Raw genomic sequence first — 19,105 nt, 5'->3', positions numbered from 1 at the left:
GTCACTGCTGAACTGGTGCTAACCGAACAATTATGATGAATTGCCATGACACGAGATCACTCAGGACTGTGTCATGGCAACCCTTGCCCCTGCGGCTTCACGAGATGACGACACCCATCCTCAAACCCATGCACGCGCAGGCGCGCCGCGGCTTCAGATCGTAGATCTCGTGCGGGGGCTGGCCATTGCAGGCGTGGTCATCTTCCATCTGGTGTGGGATCTGGAACTGACCGGGCTTGCGCTGCAGGGCGCAAATTCCAGTCCATGGTGGATATTGTTCGGGCGCAGCCTCGCCACCAGCTTCATGTTTCTCGTTGGCGTCAGTCTGGTTCTGGCTCACCCGAACGGTGTGCGCTGGAAGGCTTTCCTGAAACGCATTGCCATGATCGCGGTGGCGGCTCTTGCGATTACCGTCGCGACCTATTTCACCTTTCCCCAAGCCTTCATCTTTTTCGGCATTCTGCATGCGATCGTGTTTGCAAGCCTGCTCGGTGCGCTGCTTCTGCCATTGCCCGCCCTTCTTCTCACGCTCGTCGGTACCGTGATCGTCATCGCGCCGGAGCTTTATGCAGCCGACATGTTCAACAGCCGATGGCTCGCCTGGATCGGCTTTTCCACCATCTCACCGCCAAGCAACGACCTTGTGCCGGTTTTCCCCTGGGTGGGCGTGACGCTGCTTGGCATGGGCGTCACCAAGGCTGCACTCGCCAAGGGTTGGGACCGGACACTGTCGCGCTTTTCGGGCACAAGCCCGCTCTCGCGCGCCTTCACCTTCATGGGCAGGCACAGCCTGGCGATCTATCTCCTTCATCAGCCGGTACTTCTTGGGATGCTCATCCCGCTGGGAAATCTGCTGCGTTAGAAACCGCAACAGCCAAGTGAACGCTCCTCGCGTTTTTGCGTTGGCCCTTCTTATGGATGGAGGGCGCAAATGCGCGAAATCAAAGCTGCAGCCAGTGAACTGGAATGGTTGATCGAGTGGATGCCCGACTGGATGGCAACGCTCGTCCTGTTTGCCCTTGCGATCATCGCCGCACTCATGGTGCACCAGCTTTTCATGCGCGCGGCCGAACGCCTCGTCAGCGCACGCAGCATGTTCTGGCGCTCCATGGTCAAGCGCCTTGGCTGGCCGTTGCGGCTGGCTCTCATACTGGGTTTCCTGGTGCTTGCCACGGAAGCTTCACCGCTGATGTCTTCGGAAGCCCGTATCGTGCAGCACGGCCTGCTTCTGGGTCTGATCGCGCTTGGCGTGATTGCGGCGCGCATCGTGCTTCACATCTGGATCACCATTTATCTGCGCCGCTTCAAGCTGGATGCCGAAGACAATCTTCTGGCCCGCAAGCACGCAACGCAAAGCAAGATATTCGAACGCATCGCCAATCTGCTTCTGATCCTGATCGGCGTGGCCGCCGGTCTCATGACCTTTGAGGGCGCCGCCAAATTCGGGCTCAGCCTGCTCGCCTCCGCCGGTGCCGCCAGTATCATTGTCGGTCTGGCACTGCAGCCACTCTTCAAGAACATATTCGCCGGCGTGCAGATGGCCGTCACCCAGCCGATCCGCATCGACGATGCCGTTCTGATTGAGGGCGAGTGGGGCAAGATCGAGGAGATCACCTCGACCTATGTCGTCGTGCGCATCTGGGACTTGCGGCGACTCATCGTGCCGCTGTCCTATTTCATCGAGCAGCCCTTCCAGAACTGGACGCGCGAGGAAGCAACCCTTATCGGCTCTGTCATCATCTATCTGGATTACCAGGTGCCCATCCAGGCCCTGCGCGAAAAGGCGCAGGAGGTGGTGCGCGCCTCGCCATTGTGGAATGGCGATGTCTTCGTGCTACAGGTCACGGACTTCAAGGAATTTACCATGGAGGTGCGCATTCTCATGTCGGCACGCAATTCCGGTGATGCCTTCGATCTGCGCTGCGATGTGCGCGAGCAGATCGTCACCTTCCTGCAGAAGGAATATCCCGAGGCACTGCCGCGCCTGCGCACGGAATTGCGCGGCGTCGCGCCGAAAGAGGTGCTGCAGGGCATGAGATCGGGTGCCGCTACGGGTGCAGATGCCTAGCCGATACTACCGGTTGCGCACCACAATGCACGCGCCGCCAGCCTGGCGCAGGCGCGAACACATGCGCTCCGCCTCAGCTCGGCTGTCGGCACCGAGGCGCACCGCATAGATGTGCTTGCGCCCGCGGGTAGATTTCACGCGGTCCACATTGGGTGATATGCCGCGAAGGCTGGCTGGAAGATTGCGCCGCGTCTGCTCCCAGAGGCGCAGGGCCACCCCGCGTTGAAAATGACCCGCCACCTGCACGCCCCATGGCTTGCGCGGTGCCTGTACATGCAAGGCGCCGCTGGAGACCGGCATCAACATGCAGGCCTTCCGGAAGGGCAGATTTGCTTTCAACGGCTTGATATCGACCTTGCCTTCAAATTTGCGGAAGCTTTCGGCAGGCTTGCCAAAGATCGAAAAGACATAATCCTCGGTCTCCGCTGGCAGACTGCCGCCCCGCACCTTCCACCGGGCAACCCGGTTCTCGCCGGAATTATAGGCCGCGGCGGCAAGGGCGCTGTTGCCGAACTGGCGCTTCAGATCAGCCAGATAGGAAGCGGAGGCCGGAATTGCCTGTTCTATGTCGAAAGCATCCTTCAGCCCACGCAGCTTCGCGGTGGAGGGAATGAACTGCGCGATGCCCTGCGCGCCCTTGTGGCTGACAGCATCGGGGCGGAACAGGCTCTCCTTCCAGATCAGGCGTGCGAAGAAATGGGGAGAGATGCCATGCTTTTCGGCATGGACTTCCAGAAGCTCGCAGATACGTGGAAGCATGTCCCGCGCATTTGGAGCCGCCTCGGCAGCAGGTGCCGCCAGAAGAAGTATGCCCGCCAGAAGCGTGCTGCGCCATGGGCTCATGCCATGTCCATCCGCCTGAGATTGCCGGTAGCCCAGGCACCGGTGCTGCACCTGAACCGGGTCTTGTTACATCTGGAAGATGGCATGGTGATGGCGTCGGTTTTTCACGTTTCGGGTTTCATGACATGGGCCATCGCCTCGCGTGCCCGACGCCCGATACCGCGCTTCTTCCAGTCATCAAGCGTCGTCAGCACCGACTTCTCGCAATCCTCGTCGAACTGCCCGTCCATCTTCCGGGCAAAGGCCGGATCAAGAACGCAAAGCGCAATCTCGTCATCCTTGCTCGCCGAGCGCTGATTGAAGTTTGCCGAGCCGATGCAGGTAACGACGCCATCCACTGTCACGAGCTTCGTGTGGATCATTGTCGGCTGGTAGCGCCAGATCTTCACGCCCGCCTCAAATAGCGGCTCGAAAGCGTCGGATGCGGCAAGTTCGGAAACCCTCTTGTCGATATGTGGACCGGGCAGGATGATCTGGACATCCACACCGCGCCGGGCAGCGTCGGCGATGACTTCCACATCGCGCTCATGGGGCGCGAAATAGGGCGTTATGATGCGCAGGCTCTTTTGCGCCAGAAGCACAAGGGCTTCATGAAGGATGGCGATATCCGTAAAGCCGACGGAAGCCGTGGATGCCAGCACCTGCACGAGCTTGTCGCCGGCTTGCCTGGACGGCCACACCCGCTCCAACGCGCAGTCCACCCTGTATTCCGCCTCTACCCAATCCTGGTAGAAGGCAGAGCGCAGTGCCGTGACCGCAGGTCCGCGCACGCGGAAATGCGTTTCGCGCCAGTGGTCGGGGTCCTGCGCATTGCCTTCCCATTCCGAAGCAATGCCCACGCCACCGGTAAAGCCGATCTGTCCGTCGCATACGAGGATCTTGCGATGGGTGCGATTGTCGATGTTCCAGACCTTCCACTGTGGAAGCGGCCGGAACCAGCGCACCTGCACACCGGCATTCTCCATCCGCTCCACGAGGTTCTGCGGCATCGGGCGCGCGCCAAAACCGTCGAGAAGCACGCGTACCGTAACACCGGCAAGCGCGCGCTCGGAAAGAACCTCGACGAATTTCTCGGCGATATCGCCCTTCCAGTAGATGAAGGTCAGAAACTCTACCATTTCGGTGGAACGTGAGATCGCGTCGAGCATGGGTGGAAAGATCTCGTCGCCATTGCGATAGACATCGATCTCGTTTCCGGCCGTGAACGGCACACCGAGCGCGGTCTCCAATCCGTGCCGATATCGGTCGAGCGTGTCCGCACTCGTCCCTTCAGCGATCCGGCACTTCTTGACGCTGGATGATCCCATGCAAATGCAATGCATGAAGCGCCAAGCAGTTCCGGCAGCGCACGGCCTTACGGCTCTCCCTGATAGGTCCAGACCACCGCCGGCGGCAGGTTCTGCCAGATCCGGCGCGAGGCATAGGCTCTCATGCCTTTCTGTCTAGAGACCGGTGAAACCGGACCATAGGTGAACTGCACCATCCGCCCCGCTGGTCCGGTGATGCGCAGCGCGGCTCGCGCAAGCTCCTGACGCTTGTGCCTTGGATAGACGAACAAGGGCAGGCTGGAGACGACCGCACCCGCAGCCATGCCGCTTTCCGCCCATTGCGACAGGAGCGCAAAAGCGTCCCCCTCGATAACATTGGCAGCTGGATAACGCTGCCTGAGCAGGCGCGCGAGATCGGGATCGGCTTCGACGAGAATCAGATTACCTTCCCATACGCCGCGCATAAGAAGTGCCTGCGTCACGACGCCGGTGCCGGGCCCAAGCTCGATCACAGTCTCACCCGGCTTGATCGCCGCGCTGAAGGCCATCGCATCGCTGAGCTTCGCTCCGCTTGGTGCGATCGCCCCAGTGCGAAGCGGCGCACGCAGCCAGCTTTTGAGGAAGCGTATCCAGTCACCTCCGCCTTGCTGCCTGCCCAATTGTTCTTCGATATATGCCATGAGAAGCTTCTAGCTCAGAATGCGCCGCACGAGAGCGGGCGAGATACGGTTGATGATCGGGAGAAATCTGGACTTTCCGACCCAGTAACGCGGCCTTTCAGCCTCAAGGGCTGCGAGAAGCCCCAGTGCCGCTTTCTCTGCGGAAATCTTTCCCCGGCCGCGGCCGCGGGTCATGTCGGTCTCCACCAGCGGCATGACAGCTTCGAGGATGCGCAGATGCGGCGCCTCGCTCGCGCATTGTATGGCCAGGGCGGCGCTGAAACTGGAAAGTGCTGCCTTGCTTGCGCAATAGACAGGTGCTGCGGCCTTGGGAGAGAGCACAAGCGCGCTCGTGACATTCAATACGGCGCTTTCAGGCTGTCGTAGAAGCAAGGGCAACAGCCGCGCCGTCAGCATCAAGGGTGCCAGAAGATTGGTCGCAATCTCGTTTTGCAGGCCAGTGATGAGCGCGTCGCGGCCATCATGAATGAAATTCATCTCCTGCTGGAGGGCTGCATTGTTCACAATGATGGAAAGACGTAGATGATCCTGCTCGATCCTTTCGATCAGAGCCGACAGGGCAGCCGGATCAGCCAGATCACAGGGGACCGGTATTGCATTCTCACCGATGAAGCGGGCCTGCCCGCGCAGCCGCTGCTCATCGCGTCCAACCAACAGCACCTTCGCGCCGCGTGCCCCGGCAACACGCGCGAAGCGACTGCCAATGCCGCGCGTGGCACCCGTTACCAATATCGTGTGTCCGAGAAGTTTCACCCTGCAATGCCCTTGCCGTTTCAAGCTTTCAGGAGCATAATCGAGCAATTGCTCGTATTGGGAAACTCGCATTTCATGCCACCAAAAACCGACAGCGTCCGCCCGAGGAAAATGCCGCGTCAGGCACGTGCGGAAGCAACGGTGGATGCCATTCTCGAAGCGGCTGCTCGCATTTTGAGCGCCGAGGGCCTGATGGGATTCAACACCAACAGCGTTGCCCGCGTGGCCGGCGTGAGCGTCGGCTCACTCTACCAGTATTTCCCCTCAAAGGAGGCGATCCTGGCGGAGATGCTGCGGCGCAAGCAGAAGAACGTGTTGAGCGCGCTCGAAGCGGCTTCCACGGATGTCGAGCAGAAGAGTGCCGATCAGGCATTGCGGGATCTGGCCCGTGCCGGATTGCTTCATCAGCCGCGAACATTGTCGCTCGCGCAGGCACTGGATTATGCCTCGGCGGTCTTGCCGCTCCACGAGCAGACCCACGAGATCAACAAGGCCATCGTGGGATGCATCGGGCGATTTCTGACCGCTCTTGACGTGCCGCCCCATGTCCAGATGATCGCCGCACAAGACATCACGGGCATGGCCCGCGGCATCATGCTTCAGGGCTTGCGCGGAGGAACGGCAGGCGACGATGAGGCTCTTGCCGAGCGGGTATTCATGGCGGTCAAAGGCTATCTGAACGAGTTGCAAAAGAAGGCTGGTTAGGGCCGGCCTTACAGTTGCGGCACCTAGCGTGCCAACCAGCCGCCATCGACGTTGAGAATTGCGCCGTGAACATATTTGGCAGCGGGTGATGCCAGATAGACGGCGGTGCCGCCAATGTCGTCCGGATCACCCCAACGTCCTGCGGGAATACGGTCAAGAATGGCTTTAGCGCGGTCCGGATCTTCGCGCAGCGCCTGCGTGTTGTTGGTTGCGATATAACCTGGCGCGATGGCATTCACGTTGATGCCCTTGGCCGCCCATTCATTGGCTAGCAATTTTGTAAGCCCGGCAACCGCATGCTTGGAAGCCGTATAGGCGGGTACGCGTATGCCGCCCTGAAAGGACAGGAGCGAGGCGATATTGACGATCGCGCCCCCTGCCCCGCGCGCGAAAGCCGCCTTGGCGAATTCCTGGCACATGAAGAACAGCGCGCGCTGGTTCACGTCGATCACCGCATCCCAGTCATCCTGCGAATAATCCACCGCATCGGCACGCCGGATGATCCCGGCATTGTTGACGAGGATATCGATCGTTTTCTCGGCTGCAAACAGGTTCTGCGGCGCATCGCGCTCGGAAAGATCAAGATGAAGGGCGCGGGCATCACAACCCCCGGCCTTGATCTCGGCCACCGTCTCGTCGCAAGGCGAACGCCCCGCAGCAATCACGCTTGCACCGGCCTCTGCCATGCACCGCGCAATCGCCCGGCCGATACCAGTATTCGCACCGGTAACGAGCGCAGTCTTGCCTTCGAGCGAAAACATCTTCATCAGCGAACCTTTCCCAGGCCTCCATGGTCATTATCGCCGGTTCTTATGCGACACCGCAAACCGTTCAACAATGGCCAATCACACGATAGCAATCGTGCCTATACGCGTTGTCCCGCGGGCAAGCGGATCTCCTCCAGATAACGCAGCCGTTCCTGCCTGCATGACAGGCCGCGCAGCCTTTCGACATGGGTAGCCAGGATGGGAAGGTTGCGGGCAGCTTCTTCGCGGGACAAGGCTTTTCGGCTCTGCCGCACACGTCCGCTCAGGCACGGCCACATCGCGTCAACCGGAGCCAGAGCGCTGTCGAGCTCACCGTCCGCTCCGGCAATGCGCTGAGCGATCTTGTCAGCCATGCCGCCGGGCGCTCTGCCGTCGGGGCGCAGTGACGCACGAACAATGGCATCCGGCACGCGCACGGGGCGCAGCCCTGCCTGCACCACCCGGTCGATCAGGTCGCGGTCCTCCCGGCTCTCCAGCGCGCGATAGCCGCCAATTGCCCGATAGGTATCCCGCCGGATACCCAGATTCGCACCTCCAGCGGTATTCAGGCCAAGCGCTCCGGACATATCGGTTTCAAGAAGCAGTGAAAACTCCAGCGACAAGCGCATATAGCTGTCTTCCAATTCGCCTCCGGCCCTGACCTTTTCCAGCAAATGCGGCGGCAGGTCGTCGAGGCTGTCGATACGCCCGATCGCGGCCGGATGGCTCTCAAGCTCCCGCGTCATCGTGGCAAGCCAGTCCGGCTCCGCCTGGCAATCGGCGTCGGTGGAAAGAAGGAACCGCGCATCGGGGCTGTGACGCATCGCCAGAAGATGTCCCAGTCGGCGGGCACGTCCAACGCCTCCGCGCGGCAATGTCACCTCACTTAGAACCAGTGCAAGACCGTGCCCAACCGCCCGATCGCCCACGATCTGCGCGGTGGCGTCAACACTGTTGTTCACGCAGACATGAATGACCGCAGTCTCGCCGCCTCTCAGTGCCGCCAGTGCGTCGAGGCAGGCGCCGATCCGATCCGCCTCGTTGCAGGCCGGCACGATGATGGCAGTGGTGGCTCGTGCCACCCTTTCGGGGCCGAAGATCTCGCAGGCCACTTTCATGCATGCGGCTCCGAGACATCGATGCGATATTTGTCCGTCTGCGTGACAAGTTGAAAGTGGCGCCCTGTCGCGGCGATGAACAGTTCAAGGGCTTCCACACCGCCAAGCGCATTTCCGGTGGGGCCAAGCCAGGTTACGCATACGATATCCGCAGATGGGCCACACCGGCCCACCTGGCGCGCAAGGCTCTTCAGCCCGGGCTCGTCGAGGAAATACAAAATCTCGGAAAGCAGGATCAGGTCATGGTCTCCGCCCGGCAGGTCGCCCGGCAGAAACTGACACACGAACTTGCCTTGCGGTACGGCCTTGCGGGCCGCGATGATCGCGCGTTCCACCGCGTCCAGGCCGGTATAGCGCTCGCAAATGGGCGCGATGTGACGCGCCAGTTCTCCGTTGCCGCAACCGATCTCCAGCGCGGATCGATAGGCTTTGCGAGGCAGGGCCGCACGGGTCGCAGCGAATTTCGCCTGCTCATAGGCGCTGGTGCGGAATGCCCAGGGGTCATCTCCCGTGGCATAAATTTCCTGCAGCTTTTGAACGCTGACGGCAGTCATGATGCAGCCTCGAAATAGCTCTCTTGCCCGTCGAGAAACTGCTTCACAAAGCCCTCGGGTAGTACGAAGCCCCCAGGATCGTCCGCAACCACCTGCCCATGCTGGCTGCGGTGAGCGGCAATGGCTGCGGCCTTCGCCGCGCGAGCACTTCCGATATCGAATGCAAATTCGACGCTATAGCTGAGGTTTTCGCGGAAATCGGGGTCGTGCCAGAGGGACCACACCGGGTAATAAAGCAGTCGAAGCCCTGCCTTTTTCGCCGCAATCTCTGCGATCTGTGCCGTGGCCTCGTGGTCGCAATGGGGGTCCGTCGGCGCTGGCGACAGAAGAACCCGTGCGCCCGCCTCCTCTGCGATCCTTGCCACCTCGGCTGCAAGCGCTTCAAAGCGGCCGGCGAGCCCTGACATCCCTCCATCGGGCAAACCCAGGCGTGTCACGCAGGTCGGAGTGCCGCCTAGGGCCTTTACGGCGGCATCAAGTTCTGCGGCGCGCAGTTCTGCCAGCCTTTCACGCGGCCATTCGGCCGAGTGGGGATGGGATGCACCGCCATCCGTCATGCAGATGACGCGGGCGCCGTGACCGGCAAATGCGGCATGCAGCAGGGCTCCGCAGCCAAGCGACTCATCATCCGGGTGGGGGGCAAGCACCACCACGGCTGCGCCTTCCGTGAGGTCATGAATGCTGGCGCGAGGGATGTGATCACGCATCGAGCCAATCCCCCAGGGGACGCTCGCCCATCAGGAGAGCGCGCGCCACCTTCACGCAGAATGCATCACGCGCCGCCTGTCGCATATAGCAGGCCAAATCGCGCGCCATTCGCCCGACCTCATGGTCCTCATCAAACATCGCAAGACCGATCGACCTTTCCACCGCCGCAATGGCAGACTGGCCGATCTCTTCCGTCAGAAGCCGTACCGAGAGCGACCGTATCGCAGCAGCATCGGGTGCGGCACGCCCCTCATCGCCGGAAGCGAATTCACCGGCGCGCACAATCGCACACCACGCAGACGCGACCTGTCCCGCGATGGGGCCCAGGCGAAGGAGATGCGCCTCCGCATCCTGATGCCCGCGCGCTCTGATTACAGCCGACGCACGCTCCAGAAGTCCGACCGTGCCGCCCAAAGTGACAGCTGCAATCCGCCATGTTCCCCCAAGGAAATGCGGTTCCCGCGTATAAATGTCGGCAGCGCCGAGTTTCTCGCCGCGCAATCCGCGACAGTCGAAACTTCCCGAGCGACTGGCGAGCATGCCCACCATGTTCCAGGTTGTGAGATCGTGCCGGCGCGTATCGCCCGCATCGACGATCACGAGCTGCTGAACTTCGCTCGACTTTGCGGAAACGATTGCACGGTCGACAAGACCCAAGCCGGACGCATAGCGCTTCGCGCCGGTCAGCTGATCGCCTTCGAGGGTAACCGGCTCCCTGCCGTCCGCCCCCCACACGCCGAATAGAAGCCCCTCCTCCATCTCCGCGAGGCATTTTTCGCGCAAAAAGGGATTTGCGTAGGTGTTGATGAGAAGGCGGGCATTGACATGCCCTTCATAAAGGCGCGCGAGGGACAAATCGGCTGCCGCCACCTGACGCATGGTGCGCGCGGCAAGTCTCCAGTCATCAACAGCCAGAAGACCTGAATTGCGCAGAAACGCGACGGCCTTGCTAAAGTCCTTCGGAGCGATTTCCAAGAGATAGGCTTGCGCTGTACGGTCCACACCTTGTTCGTTCCATACATCCATCGCGCAATGTCCACCCATCCAACGGTGCAGCTTCAATTTCCTGAACAACTGACGGTGATGAAATGGGTTCCCACGCAAGAGGTGTGCCTTGGCCCAAATCATTGCGGCAGGCCCGCCATGCGCCTAGGGTTCTCCCCTACCGAGTGGGGCCTGGGAAAACCCGCATGTGTCGGCTTTGGCCGGGGCCTTGCAAAACTTCCATTGCAAATGGATGCGGGACCAGTATTTTGACGTGAACGTAAACGGGAGGTACCATTGGCGCTACCAGCAGTCTTCAACAATCTCCGCCTGCCGGTGATTGCTTCACCCATGTTCATCGTCTCCGGTCCCGAACTCGTCATCGCCCAGTGCAAGGCCGGGGTGGTGGGATCGTTCCCGGCACTCAATGCCCGCGAGAAGCCAGGCGATCCGGTTCAGCTGGAAGCCTGGCTGAAGCAGATCACCGAGGAGCTTGATCGTCACAATCAGGCAAACCCCGATCGTCCGGCAGCACCATATGCCGTCAACCAGATCGTCCATCGCTCCAATGCGAGGCTTGAGCGTGACATCGAGATCTGCATGCGCTGGAAGGTGCCGATCTGGATCACCTCGCTCGGTGCGCGTCCGGAACTGAATGATGCGGCCCATGCCGGCGGCGGCATTGCGCTGCATGATGTGATCAGCAACCGTTTCGCGAAGAAGGCGATCGAAAAGGGCGCGGATGGCCTGATTGCCGTAGCAGCCGGTGCGGGCGGCCATGCGGGCGCGATTTCGCCTTTTGCGCTGGTGCAGGAAATCCGCTCCTGGTTCGACGGCCCGCTCGCACTTTCCGGCTCCATCGCTAATGGCAAGGCCATTCTGGCTTCCCAGGCCATGGGCGCCGACCTTGCCTATATCGGCTCGGCCTTCATCGCCACGAAGGAAGCCAATGCGGTCGAACCCTACAAGCAGATGATCGTCGACGGCACGTCCGACGATATCGTCTATTCCAACTACTTCACCGGGGTTCACGGCAACTATCTCAAGCCCTCCATCGCCGCTTCTGGCATGGACCCGGATAATCTGCCTTCGAGCGATCCCTCGACCATGAACTTTTCCGACAAGGGCGAAAAGCCCAAGAGCTGGAAGGAGATCTGGGGATCGGGCCAGGGCATAGGCGCGGTGGACGCGGTGCTGTCGGTTGGCGAATATGTCGCCAAGCTAGAACGCGAATATCGCGAGGCGCAGAGTGAATTGCAGCGCAAGATCATCGCCGACGAACTTGAAGCCGTGAGCTAGAAGTCTGCAGGCGCGGTCGCCAGGATCGCGCCCGAAGTGCCGACGGTAATGACTGGCGGGAGGTGAGTTCCGGCTTCCGGGACGAGGTGGAGCATTGCGGCAGGAGTAGATAGGTCTGCCGGACATCTCCCCCACAAGGGGGGAGATCGGCTGCTCTAAGTGCACTTTCCTATCCTGGTAAGGCGATGAGATTTCAGCGACTGATCTCCCCCCTTGTGGGGGAGATGTCCGGCAGGGCAGAGAGGGGTGTACTTGGCACCAACATCTGCGACACCGGAAGGTGCCCTATTCACCCTTCATACTCACTCAGGCGCTTGCCGGATTGCGCAAGCTCCGTCAGCAGCGGGGCGGGCTTCGTCCGCTCGTTGCCCCCGCCCGCATGATGTTCCAGCCGCGCTACAACATGATCAAGCCCAAGCTGATCGGCATGAAAGGCCGGGCCGCCCTTGGCCCGGGGGAAGCCGTAGCCGTTGACCCAGATGAGGTCGATGTCGCTGCCGCGCAGGGCGACGCCTTCGGTCAGAATATGCGCCGCTTCATTGATGAGCGGAAGGATCAGACGCTCGGTGATTGCCTGCCGCTCGATCGGGCGGCGGGTGATGCCGCGCTCGGCGGCAAGTTCATCGATCAGTGCCTCGGTCTCGGGATCGGGCAGCGGGGTGCGACTGCCGTCTTCATATCGGTAATAGCCCTGCCCCGTCTTCTGGCCGAAGCGCCCGCGCTCGCATAATGCGTCGGCGACCGGGCCCTTGAGGCCCGCCGCCTTGCGTGCGCGCCATCCGATGTCGAGGCCCGAAAGATCACCAACCGCGCAGGGGCCCATGGCAAATCCGAATTCGGTTGCGGCGGCGTCAATCTCCTGCGGGCGCGCACCTTCCAGAAGCAGGTTTTCCACCTCCATGTTGCGCGCGAGCAGCATCCTGTTGCCGACAAAACCGTAAGCGAGGCCAACCGTGACCGACACCTTCCCAAGCTTCCGTCCAATGCCGATTACCGTCGCCAGCACATCCGGAGCGGTCTGCGTCGCACGCACCACCTCCAGAAGCCGCATGACATTGGCTGGGCTGAAGAAATGCATCCCCACCACATCGCGCGGGCGGCTGGTAGCAGTAGCGATCTCGTCGAGATCCAGATAGGAGGTGTTGCTTGCGAGAATGGCACCCTCTTTCGCGTGACGGTCCAGATCTGCAAAAACCTTCTTCTTCAGCGCCATGTCCTCGAACACGGCCTCGATCACCAGATCCGCCTCGGCCACCTGCGTGAAGTCGCCAGTCATGCTGACCAGCGTAAGAGCGCGCTCGGCCATGTCTGGAGTGATGCGGCCACGCTCGGCACTTTTTTGGTAGTTGCTCTCAATCGTTGCCCTGGCCCGCTCGCGGGCCTTGTCATCCGGGTCGATCAGCACAACCGGGAGTCCGGCGGAAGCAAAGGCCATGGCGATGCCGCTGCCCATGGTGCCGGCACCCAGAACAGCGATCTTGCGAATGTCACGCTCACCTGTTTGCCGATCGATCCCCGGCACCTTCTGCGCCTTGCGCTCAGCGAAAAACAGATGCCGCTGCGCCTTGGACTGCTCTCCCTGCTTGAGCTGTGCGAACAGTTCCCGCTCCCGCTTCTGGCCCTGGACAAAATCCATGGTGAGCGTGTTGCGCACCGCTTCGACACAAGCCACGGGGGCATCAAGGCCTTTCGCTCGGGCAAGCATCTTCTGGGCCTTTCCCTCGAAGGAAGAAGGATCGCGACGGCAGGCCTCCAGCTTCTCATCCATTTTCGACAACCGACGAATGGGAGCATTTCGTTCCGCCCGCGCAGCGGCGAACCCGATCGCTTCCGCTATCAGATCATCTTCCACAACTGCATCCAGCAGCCCGGCCCCATGCGCTTCCTTCGCCGCGATCATCCGCCCCGTAACGATCATTTCCAGTGCGGTTTCGGGCCCAACCGCCCTTGGCAGACGCTGGGTGCCTCCCGCGCCCGGCAACAGGCCGAGTTTCACCTCGGGCAGGCCCAGGCGCGCCGAACTGAGGGCAACCCGGTAATGGCAGCCAAGGGCAATCTCCAGGCCGCCGCCAAGTGCCGTGCCATGGATGGCGGCCACGATCGGGAGCTTGAACGATTCCAGTCGATCCACAAGATCTGGCAGATGCGGCTCGCGTGGCGGCGCGTTGAATTCGCGGATATCGGCGCCCGCAATGAAGGTACGTCCCGCGCAGGCAAGTACCACGGCATCCACGTCGTCTCGCGCGGCAATTTCGTCGAGACGCGCCGCGATACCCGCGCGCACCGCATGTGAAAGCGCATTGACTGGTGGATTGTCTACCGTGATCAGCGCCACCCGCCCTCGTGTCTCAAGGCTCACATTGCCGCTCAAACGACCCTCCTCCACTGCCACTGAACATTCTCCGTATATCACCAACCGACCGGTCGGTTAAAGAGAGCTTGGTTCAATGTCTGTCGAAGCTGCGCATGGTGGCTGCGGATCGTTGATGAGGCGGGGCAACGGAGTTACGCACGATCAGCTCCGCACGCAACAGTACCTCCTGCGCGGGCGGATCGCGACCTTCGAGAAGCGCGAGCAAGGTATCCATCGCCCGCTCCCCGATCTTCAGGCGCGGCTGCTTCATCGTGGTGAGCGAGGGGGTTACGAAGCTGGCAAAGGAGATATCGTCAAAGCCCATGACCGAGAAGTCACGGGGCAGATCATAGCGACGGGCGTTCAACGCTATCGTCACGCCAAGGGCCGCGGCATCATTGATGCACATGAAGGCCGTCGGCAGCCTGTCACGCACGAAAAGAAGTTCGGCGGCCGCCCGCCCGCTTTCGGTTGAACCATCACAGTCGATGATCAGCGCCGGATCGACCTCCAGCCCCGCCCCTGCCAATGCCTTGCGGTAGCCTTCCTCGCGCATCTGATTGATGGACCGCGAGGCGGAGCGACCGATGAATGCAATCCGACGGTGGCCTTGTGCAATCAGATGCTCCGTCGCCACCCGCGCGCCTTCCACATTGTCGACGCCAATGAAGGGAATGTCGCTGTCCGGCACGGGCTCGGAAACCGCCACCATGGGCGGCAGCGGTGTTGCCACGTCTCGGCCCGCGATGCCGTAGGGCAGATGCCCTGTGAAGAGAATGAGCCCGTCTGCCTGGTTGGAGGCGATGAAGCGCAGATAGTCGCTTTCCCGCTCCGCATCATTCTGCGTATTGCCGATGAGAATGCCATAGCCGCGTTTGCTGGCTTCCGTCTCCAGTCCCACGAGAATGTTGGAGAAGTTCGGATCACCCACATCGGGTGCGAGGATCAGGATCATGTTGGAGCGGCGCATGCGCAGGCTGCGCGCCATGGCATTGGTCGTATAGCCCGTGCGGGCAACCGCGTCTGCGACGCGCCGACGGGTGGAATCGGCCACCTTGGTTGGCTCGTTGATTGCCCGGCTTACCGTCGCAATGGAAACGCCGGCCATGGCTGCGACATCTTCAATGGTGGCCAGCTTCTTGTGCTTCAACCGTTCTCGTCCTCCACCCTCCCCCGCTACCGGCGGAGAAGCGCCAAGCAGATGCAGCGCTTCTTTCGGCCAGGTAAAGCGAAATCGTTTCTACCTGCCGATAACGCACAATGTAAACCTTTACAGAGGGAATGAAAACCTTTACATCATTGTTCAGGAGCGGGCGGGAAACTGCCCTTGGGAGGAGAGACAGTCATGCAGCCAGCCGACACAATCGGCGGCCCGGTGATCCTGTCTGCTGAACGCATCAGCAAGTCGTTCGGCGAGGTGCCGGTGCTTTTCAGCATCGATTTCGACATTCGCCAGGGCGAGTGCCACGCCATTATCGGCGAAAACGGTGCGGGCAAATCCACACTCATCAAGATCCTGTCCGGGCTGGAACAGCCCACCTCGGGCCATGTCTGCCTGGATGGTCAGCGCGTGGAGCTGCCGCCGCATGGCGAGGCCGAGAAGCTCGGCATCGTCGTCATCCACCAGGAACTCAATCTCGCCGAACACCTGACGGTGGCCGACTCCATCTTTCTGGGCCGCGAGCTGAAGTCGCATGGCTTCCTGAAGCTGAAGGAGATGCGCGAGGTAGCAAAGCATATCCTCGACACGCTTCATGTGGACATCGACCCTGATGCGCGCATCCACTCCCTTTCCGTCGCCGACAAGCAGATGGTGGAGGTCGCCAAGGCGATCAGCCGCGATGCCCGTGTGCTCATTATGGACGAGCCGACTGCCGTCCTTTCCCAGGCCGAGACCGAGAACTTCTTCGAGCAGGTGGACCGGCTGAAGGCCAAGGGCGTTTCCATCATCTTCATCTCGCACAAGCTCGATGAGGTCATGCGCCTTGCCGACCGCGTGACAGTGCTGCGCGACGGCCAGCATATTGCCACCGTCGGCACCGAGGCGCTGACGCCCGATTCCATCGCGCAGATGATGGTCGGACGCGAGCTTTCAAACCTTTATCCCCCCAAGCATGAGCCCGATGTCGATGCCCCCGTCGTGTTGAAGGTCGAGAACCTTTCCGGCGAGAGCATCGACAATGTGTCCTTCACGCTGAAACGCGGGGAAATTGTTGGCTTTGCCGGTCTTATCGGCTCCGGTCGCACGGCAGTTGCCGAGACGATTGTCGGCCTGCAGCACAGGGACAGCGGCGATGTCGAGCTCAACGGTGAGCCGGTGCATTTCACGGAAGTCTCGCAAAGCATTGCCTGCGGCCTGGCCTATATGACCAAGGATCGCAAGGGGCGCGGGCTTCTGCTCAATACGGGACTTCGCCCCAATCTGACGCTTCTGACCCTGAAGAAGCATTTCCGCGGGTTGTTCATCAATGAAGCAAGCGAGGACGAGGCGCTGGCGCGGGCGGTGCGCCGCTTCGACATCCGCGCGCGCGATGCGTCGGTCAAGGTCGGGCAGTTGTCAGGTGGCAACCAGCAGAAGCTGATGCTGGGCAAGATGATGGAGGCCGAGCCTGACATCATCATCATCGACGAGCCGACGCGCGGCATCGATGTCGGCACCAAGCAGCAGATCTATCACATCATCGCGGCACTCGCCGCGGAGGGGAAATCGATCATCGTCATCTCGTCGGAGATGCCCGAGATCATCGGGCTGTCGCACCGCGTCGTCGTCATGCGCGAGGGGCGCGTGGCGGGCGTGATCGAGGGGCAGGAAATAACCGAGGCCGAAATCATGCGCTACGCCGCAGGCCTCAAGCAGGATGGGGACCATGAGCGTATCAGCGCGTGAAGAAACGGCGAAACCGGTGAGGAATTTCGGCATAGACCTGAAGACGGCAGGCCCGCTTGTCGCGCTGATCGTGCTGTGCGTGCTTGGCTATTCGCTGAACCCGGCATTTCTGAGCGAAGGCAATCTGGCGAACCTTCTGACCCGCTCCGCCTTTATCGGCATCATTGCCGTGGGCGCCACATTCGTCATCACCGCTGGCGGCATCGACCTTTCCGTCGGCTCCATGGCGGCCTTCGTGGCAGGCATGATGATCATCATCATGAACAGCGCGATAGACGTGATGGGCGTCAGCGTGTGGACCGTCATTCTCGGTTGCGGCTGTTCGCTGATCCTTGGCATCGGAGCCGGCTTCATCAACGGTTTTCTGACCACCAAGGGCAAGATCGAAGCCTTCATCGTCACGCTTGGCACAATGGGCATCTACCGCTCGCTGGTGACCTATTTTGCCGATGGCGGCACGCTGTCCCTGGCCTCTGCGGCGCGCGACATCTACCGCCCGGTCTATTACGACTCGTTCCTGCGCATACCAATCCCGGTCTGGGTATTCATCGGTGTCGCCATCATCGGCTGGATCCTGATGAACCGCACCGCCTTTGGCCGCTATTGCATGGCCATTGGCTCCAACGAGCATGTGGCGCGCTATTCGGCCATCAAGGTCGACCGCGTGAAGACCTGGACCTATGTGCTGCAGGGGCTTTGCGTCTCGCTTGCCACCATCATCTATGTGCCGCGTCTGGGCTCGGCATCATCCGCCACCGGCGTGCTGTGGGAGCTCGAAGCAATTGCGGCCGTCATCATCGGCGGCACGATGCTGAAAGGCGGTTTCGGCCGCGTCGGCGGCACGGTGATCGGCGCGCTGATCCTGACGGCCATCGGCAATATCCTGAACCTCACCGACATCATCTCGAACTATCTCAACGGTGCCGTTCAGGGGGTCATCATCGTGGTTGCGGTCTATCTGCAACGGGGGAATCTGCGCGCGCCAAAGCGCAAGGCGCAGGAGTAGCCGCGAAAGCGGAGAAACGGTGCCGGAGGAGGCACCAATCATCTCAGGGAGGAGTACCTGCAATGAAATTGAAGACACTTCTGGTGGGCTTGGTGGTTTCGACCGCCATGATCGGGGCGGCAACTGCCCAGGACAAGATCAAGATCGGCGTATCCATTCCCGCCGCCACCCACGGCTTCATGGGCGGGTTGAACTGGCACGCCCAGGAAGCCGAAAAGCGTCTAGAGGCGCAGCACGAGAATATCGACATCATCATCGTGACCGCCAATGGTCCAAGCGATCAGGCAAGCGACCTGGAAGATCTTGTTTCCGTCCACCAGATCGACGCGCTTGTCGTGCTGCCTTTCGAATCCGAGCCGCTGACCGACCCCGTCAAGCAGGTGAAGCAGACCGGAGCCTTCATCACCGTTGTCGACCGTGGCCTTTCCGAGCCCGGCATCGAGGACATCTATGTCGCCGGCAACAATACCGAGATGGGTCGCGTCTCCGCCGAATACATGAAGTCGCGGCTGAAGGAAGGCGACAATATCGTCATCCTGCGCGGCATTCCGACCGTGCTCGACACCGAGCGCTTCGACGCCTTCATGGCCGAGATCGAGGGTTCGGGCATCAATGTTCTGGACAACAAGTTCGCCAACTGGAACCGCGATGATGGTTTCGAGGTCATGCAGGACTTCCTCTCCCGCTTCCCCGATATTGACGGCGTGTGGGCGCAGGATGACGACATCACGCTGGGCGTGGTCGAAGCCATCAAGCAGGCTGGCCGCGAAAAGGAGATGTTCGTGGTCGGCGGTGCGGGCATGAAGGAGATCATCAAGGGCGTGATGGAAGGCGACGAGCTCGTCCCCGTCGACGTGCTCTATCCGCCGGCACAGATCGCCACCGCGATGGATGTGACTGTCGCCAACTACACCTCAAACGCACCGGTTCGCGGGCGCTACATTCTCGGCGCCCCGCTGATCACGCCCGAGAACGCCGAAGAATTTTACTTCCCGGATTCGCCGTTCTGATCTCGCGATCAACTGGCGTGAAGAGAGGGGGTGCCCGCAAGGCGCCCCCTTTTTTGTTGCGATCCAGCTTCGCGACGAGACTTCCACCCGAACAAATCACCCCTCGCCTATTGTTCTTTCAGC

At 61.1% G+C, this 19,105-nt stretch carries 18 protein-coding genes; 7 read left to right on the top strand and 11 right to left on the bottom strand.

The window, feature by feature from the left end:
• Positions 1 to 73: 73 nt before the first annotated feature.
• Complete coding sequence (locus WA367_RS17080) at positions 74 to 862, top strand: heparan-alpha-glucosaminide N-acetyltransferase (protein ID WP_336057979.1); 789 nt, start codon at positions 74 to 76, stop codon at positions 860 to 862.
• Between the two features lie 69 nt (positions 863 to 931).
• Positions 932 to 2,068: a mechanosensitive ion channel family protein gene (locus WA367_RS17075; protein WP_336057978.1), complete on the top strand. Its 1,137-nt coding sequence runs from the start codon at positions 932 to 934 to the stop codon at positions 2,066 to 2,068.
• Between the two features lie 6 nt (positions 2,069 to 2,074).
• On the opposite strand, the gene WA367_RS17070 is transcribed toward WA367_RS17075, so the two are convergent.
• The 4 genes from WA367_RS17070 to WA367_RS17055 all read right to left on the bottom strand — a co-directional run bounded on the left by WA367_RS17070 (position 2,075) and on the right by WA367_RS17055 (position 5,612).
• The gene (locus WA367_RS17070) at positions 2,075 to 2,911 is read right to left on the bottom strand and encodes a lytic transglycosylase domain-containing protein (protein ID WP_336057977.1); all 837 of its coding nucleotides are present in this window, start codon (positions 2,909 to 2,911) and stop codon (positions 2,075 to 2,077) included.
• 104 nt (positions 2,912 to 3,015) lie between these two features.
• A complete protein-coding gene (locus WA367_RS17065) occupies positions 3,016 to 4,218 on the bottom strand; it encodes a phospholipase D-like domain-containing protein (protein WP_336057976.1) in 1,203 nt (400 codons plus the stop codon).
• 47 nt (positions 4,219 to 4,265) lie between these two features.
• Entirely contained in the window at positions 4,266 to 4,859 is a 594-nt protein-coding gene (locus WA367_RS17060) for a class I SAM-dependent methyltransferase (protein WP_336057975.1), read from the bottom strand.
• Positions 4,860 to 4,868: 9 nt separating this feature from the next.
• Positions 4,869 to 5,612: an SDR family NAD(P)-dependent oxidoreductase gene (locus WA367_RS17055; protein ID WP_336057974.1), complete on the bottom strand. Its 744-nt coding sequence runs from the start codon at positions 5,610 to 5,612 to the stop codon at positions 4,869 to 4,871.
• Between the two features lie 75 nt (positions 5,613 to 5,687).
• Between WA367_RS17055 and WA367_RS17050 the strand changes: the two genes are divergently transcribed.
• Complete coding sequence (locus tag WA367_RS17050; protein WP_336057973.1) at positions 5,688 to 6,317, top strand: TetR/AcrR family transcriptional regulator; 630 nt, start codon at positions 5,688 to 5,690, stop codon at positions 6,315 to 6,317.
• 23 nt (positions 6,318 to 6,340) lie between these two features.
• On the opposite strand, the gene kduD is transcribed toward WA367_RS17050, so the two are convergent.
• The 5 genes from kduD to WA367_RS17025 form a co-directional block, all read right to left on the bottom strand.
• Positions 6,341 to 7,087: a 2-dehydro-3-deoxy-D-gluconate 5-dehydrogenase KduD gene (gene kduD, locus WA367_RS17045; RefSeq protein WP_336058167.1), complete on the bottom strand. Its 747-nt coding sequence runs from the start codon at positions 7,085 to 7,087 to the stop codon at positions 6,341 to 6,343.
• Between the two features lie 95 nt (positions 7,088 to 7,182).
• On the bottom strand, positions 7,183 to 8,181 hold the full coding sequence (locus tag WA367_RS17040; RefSeq protein ID WP_336057972.1) for a glycosyltransferase: 999 nt from the start codon (positions 8,179 to 8,181) through the stop codon (positions 7,183 to 7,185).
• A complete protein-coding gene (locus WA367_RS17035) occupies positions 8,178 to 8,735 on the bottom strand; it encodes an SAM-dependent methyltransferase (RefSeq protein ID WP_336057971.1) in 558 nt (185 codons plus the stop codon). The genes WA367_RS17040 and WA367_RS17035 overlap by 4 nt, the downstream gene beginning before the upstream one ends.
• Positions 8,732 to 9,442: a PIG-L deacetylase family protein gene (locus tag WA367_RS17030; RefSeq protein ID WP_336057970.1), complete on the bottom strand. Its 711-nt coding sequence runs from the start codon at positions 9,440 to 9,442 to the stop codon at positions 8,732 to 8,734. Before WA367_RS17030 ends, WA367_RS17035 begins: the two co-directional genes overlap by 4 nt.
• Positions 9,435 to 10,469, bottom strand: coding sequence for a hypothetical protein (locus WA367_RS17025; RefSeq protein WP_336057969.1), 1,035 nt, complete (start codon positions 10,467 to 10,469; stop codon positions 9,435 to 9,437). The genes WA367_RS17030 and WA367_RS17025 overlap by 8 nt, the downstream gene beginning before the upstream one ends.
• 255 nt (positions 10,470 to 10,724) lie before the next feature.
• Here WA367_RS17025 and WA367_RS17020 point away from each other — a divergent pair, with 255 nt between their 5' ends.
• Positions 10,725 to 11,726: an NAD(P)H-dependent flavin oxidoreductase gene (locus WA367_RS17020; protein WP_336057968.1), complete on the top strand. Its 1,002-nt coding sequence runs from the start codon at positions 10,725 to 10,727 to the stop codon at positions 11,724 to 11,726.
• A 289-nt stretch (positions 11,727 to 12,015) separates the two neighbouring features.
• Here the strand turns inward: WA367_RS17020 and WA367_RS17015 are convergent, their stop codons facing one another.
• A complete protein-coding gene (locus tag WA367_RS17015) occupies positions 12,016 to 14,097 on the bottom strand; it encodes a 3-hydroxyacyl-CoA dehydrogenase NAD-binding domain-containing protein (protein WP_336058166.1) in 2,082 nt (693 codons plus the stop codon).
• A gap of 73 nt (positions 14,098 to 14,170) precedes the next feature.
• Entirely contained in the window at positions 14,171 to 15,229 is a 1,059-nt protein-coding gene (locus WA367_RS17010; protein ID WP_336057967.1) for a LacI family DNA-binding transcriptional regulator, read from the bottom strand.
• A 195-nt stretch (positions 15,230 to 15,424) separates the two neighbouring features.
• Between WA367_RS17010 and WA367_RS17005 the strand changes: the two genes are divergently transcribed.
• The 3 genes from WA367_RS17005 to WA367_RS16995 all read left to right on the top strand — a co-directional run bounded on the left by WA367_RS17005 (position 15,425) and on the right by WA367_RS16995 (position 18,982).
• The gene (locus WA367_RS17005) at positions 15,425 to 16,966 is read left to right on the top strand and encodes a sugar ABC transporter ATP-binding protein (RefSeq protein ID WP_336057966.1); all 1,542 of its coding nucleotides are present in this window, start codon (positions 15,425 to 15,427) and stop codon (positions 16,964 to 16,966) included.
• Positions 16,947 to 17,972: an ABC transporter permease gene (locus tag WA367_RS17000; RefSeq protein WP_336057965.1), complete on the top strand. Its 1,026-nt coding sequence runs from the start codon at positions 16,947 to 16,949 to the stop codon at positions 17,970 to 17,972. The genes WA367_RS17005 and WA367_RS17000 overlap by 20 nt, the downstream gene beginning before the upstream one ends.
• Positions 17,973 to 18,034: 62 nt before the next feature.
• Complete coding sequence (locus WA367_RS16995; protein WP_336057964.1) at positions 18,035 to 18,982, top strand: substrate-binding domain-containing protein; 948 nt, start codon at positions 18,035 to 18,037, stop codon at positions 18,980 to 18,982.
• The last annotated feature ends 123 nt before the right edge of the window (positions 18,983 to 19,105 follow it).

It is taken from the genome of Nitratireductor sp. CH_MIT9313-5 (genome assembly GCF_037029545.1).
Lineage (GTDB): Bacteria > Pseudomonadota > Alphaproteobacteria > Rhizobiales > Rhizobiaceae > Chelativorans.
This window is presented reverse-complemented; position numbering and strand designations above follow the sequence as displayed.

Bases quoted from the DNA above. Each gene is read 5' to 3' on its own strand.
- WA367_RS17000 (WP_336057965.1), top strand. From the start codon at position 16,947: ATGAGCGTATCAGCGCGTGAAGAAACGGCGAAACCGGTGAGGAATTTC.
- WA367_RS17060 (WP_336057975.1), bottom strand. From the start codon at position 4,859: ATGGCATATATCGAAGAACAATTGGGCAGGCAGCAAGGCGGAGGTGAC.
- WA367_RS17070 (WP_336057977.1), bottom strand. From the start codon at position 2,911: ATGAGCCCATGGCGCAGCACGCTTCTGGCGGGCATACTTCTTCTGGCG.
- WA367_RS17065 (WP_336057976.1), bottom strand. From the start codon at position 4,218: ATGGGATCATCCAGCGTCAAGAAGTGCCGGATCGCTGAAGGGACGAGT.
- WA367_RS17080 (WP_336057979.1), top strand. From the start codon at position 74: ATGGCAACCCTTGCCCCTGCGGCTTCACGAGATGACGACACCCATCCT.
- WA367_RS17040 (WP_336057972.1), bottom strand. From the start codon at position 8,181: ATGAAAGTGGCCTGCGAGATCTTCGGCCCCGAAAGGGTGGCACGAGCC.
- WA367_RS16995 (WP_336057964.1), top strand. From the start codon at position 18,035: ATGAAATTGAAGACACTTCTGGTGGGCTTGGTGGTTTCGACCGCCATG.
- WA367_RS17075 (WP_336057978.1), top strand. From the start codon at position 932: ATGCGCGAAATCAAAGCTGCAGCCAGTGAACTGGAATGGTTGATCGAG.
- WA367_RS17035 (WP_336057971.1), bottom strand. From the start codon at position 8,735: ATGACTGCCGTCAGCGTTCAAAAGCTGCAGGAAATTTATGCCACGGGA.
- WA367_RS17030 (WP_336057970.1), bottom strand. From the start codon at position 9,442: ATGCGTGATCACATCCCTCGCGCCAGCATTCATGACCTCACGGAAGGC.
- WA367_RS17005 (WP_336057966.1), top strand. From the start codon at position 15,425: ATGCAGCCAGCCGACACAATCGGCGGCCCGGTGATCCTGTCTGCTGAA.
- WA367_RS17025 (WP_336057969.1), bottom strand. From the start codon at position 10,469: ATGGATGTATGGAACGAACAAGGTGTGGACCGTACAGCGCAAGCCTAT.
- WA367_RS17050 (WP_336057973.1), top strand. From the start codon at position 5,688: ATGCCACCAAAAACCGACAGCGTCCGCCCGAGGAAAATGCCGCGTCAG.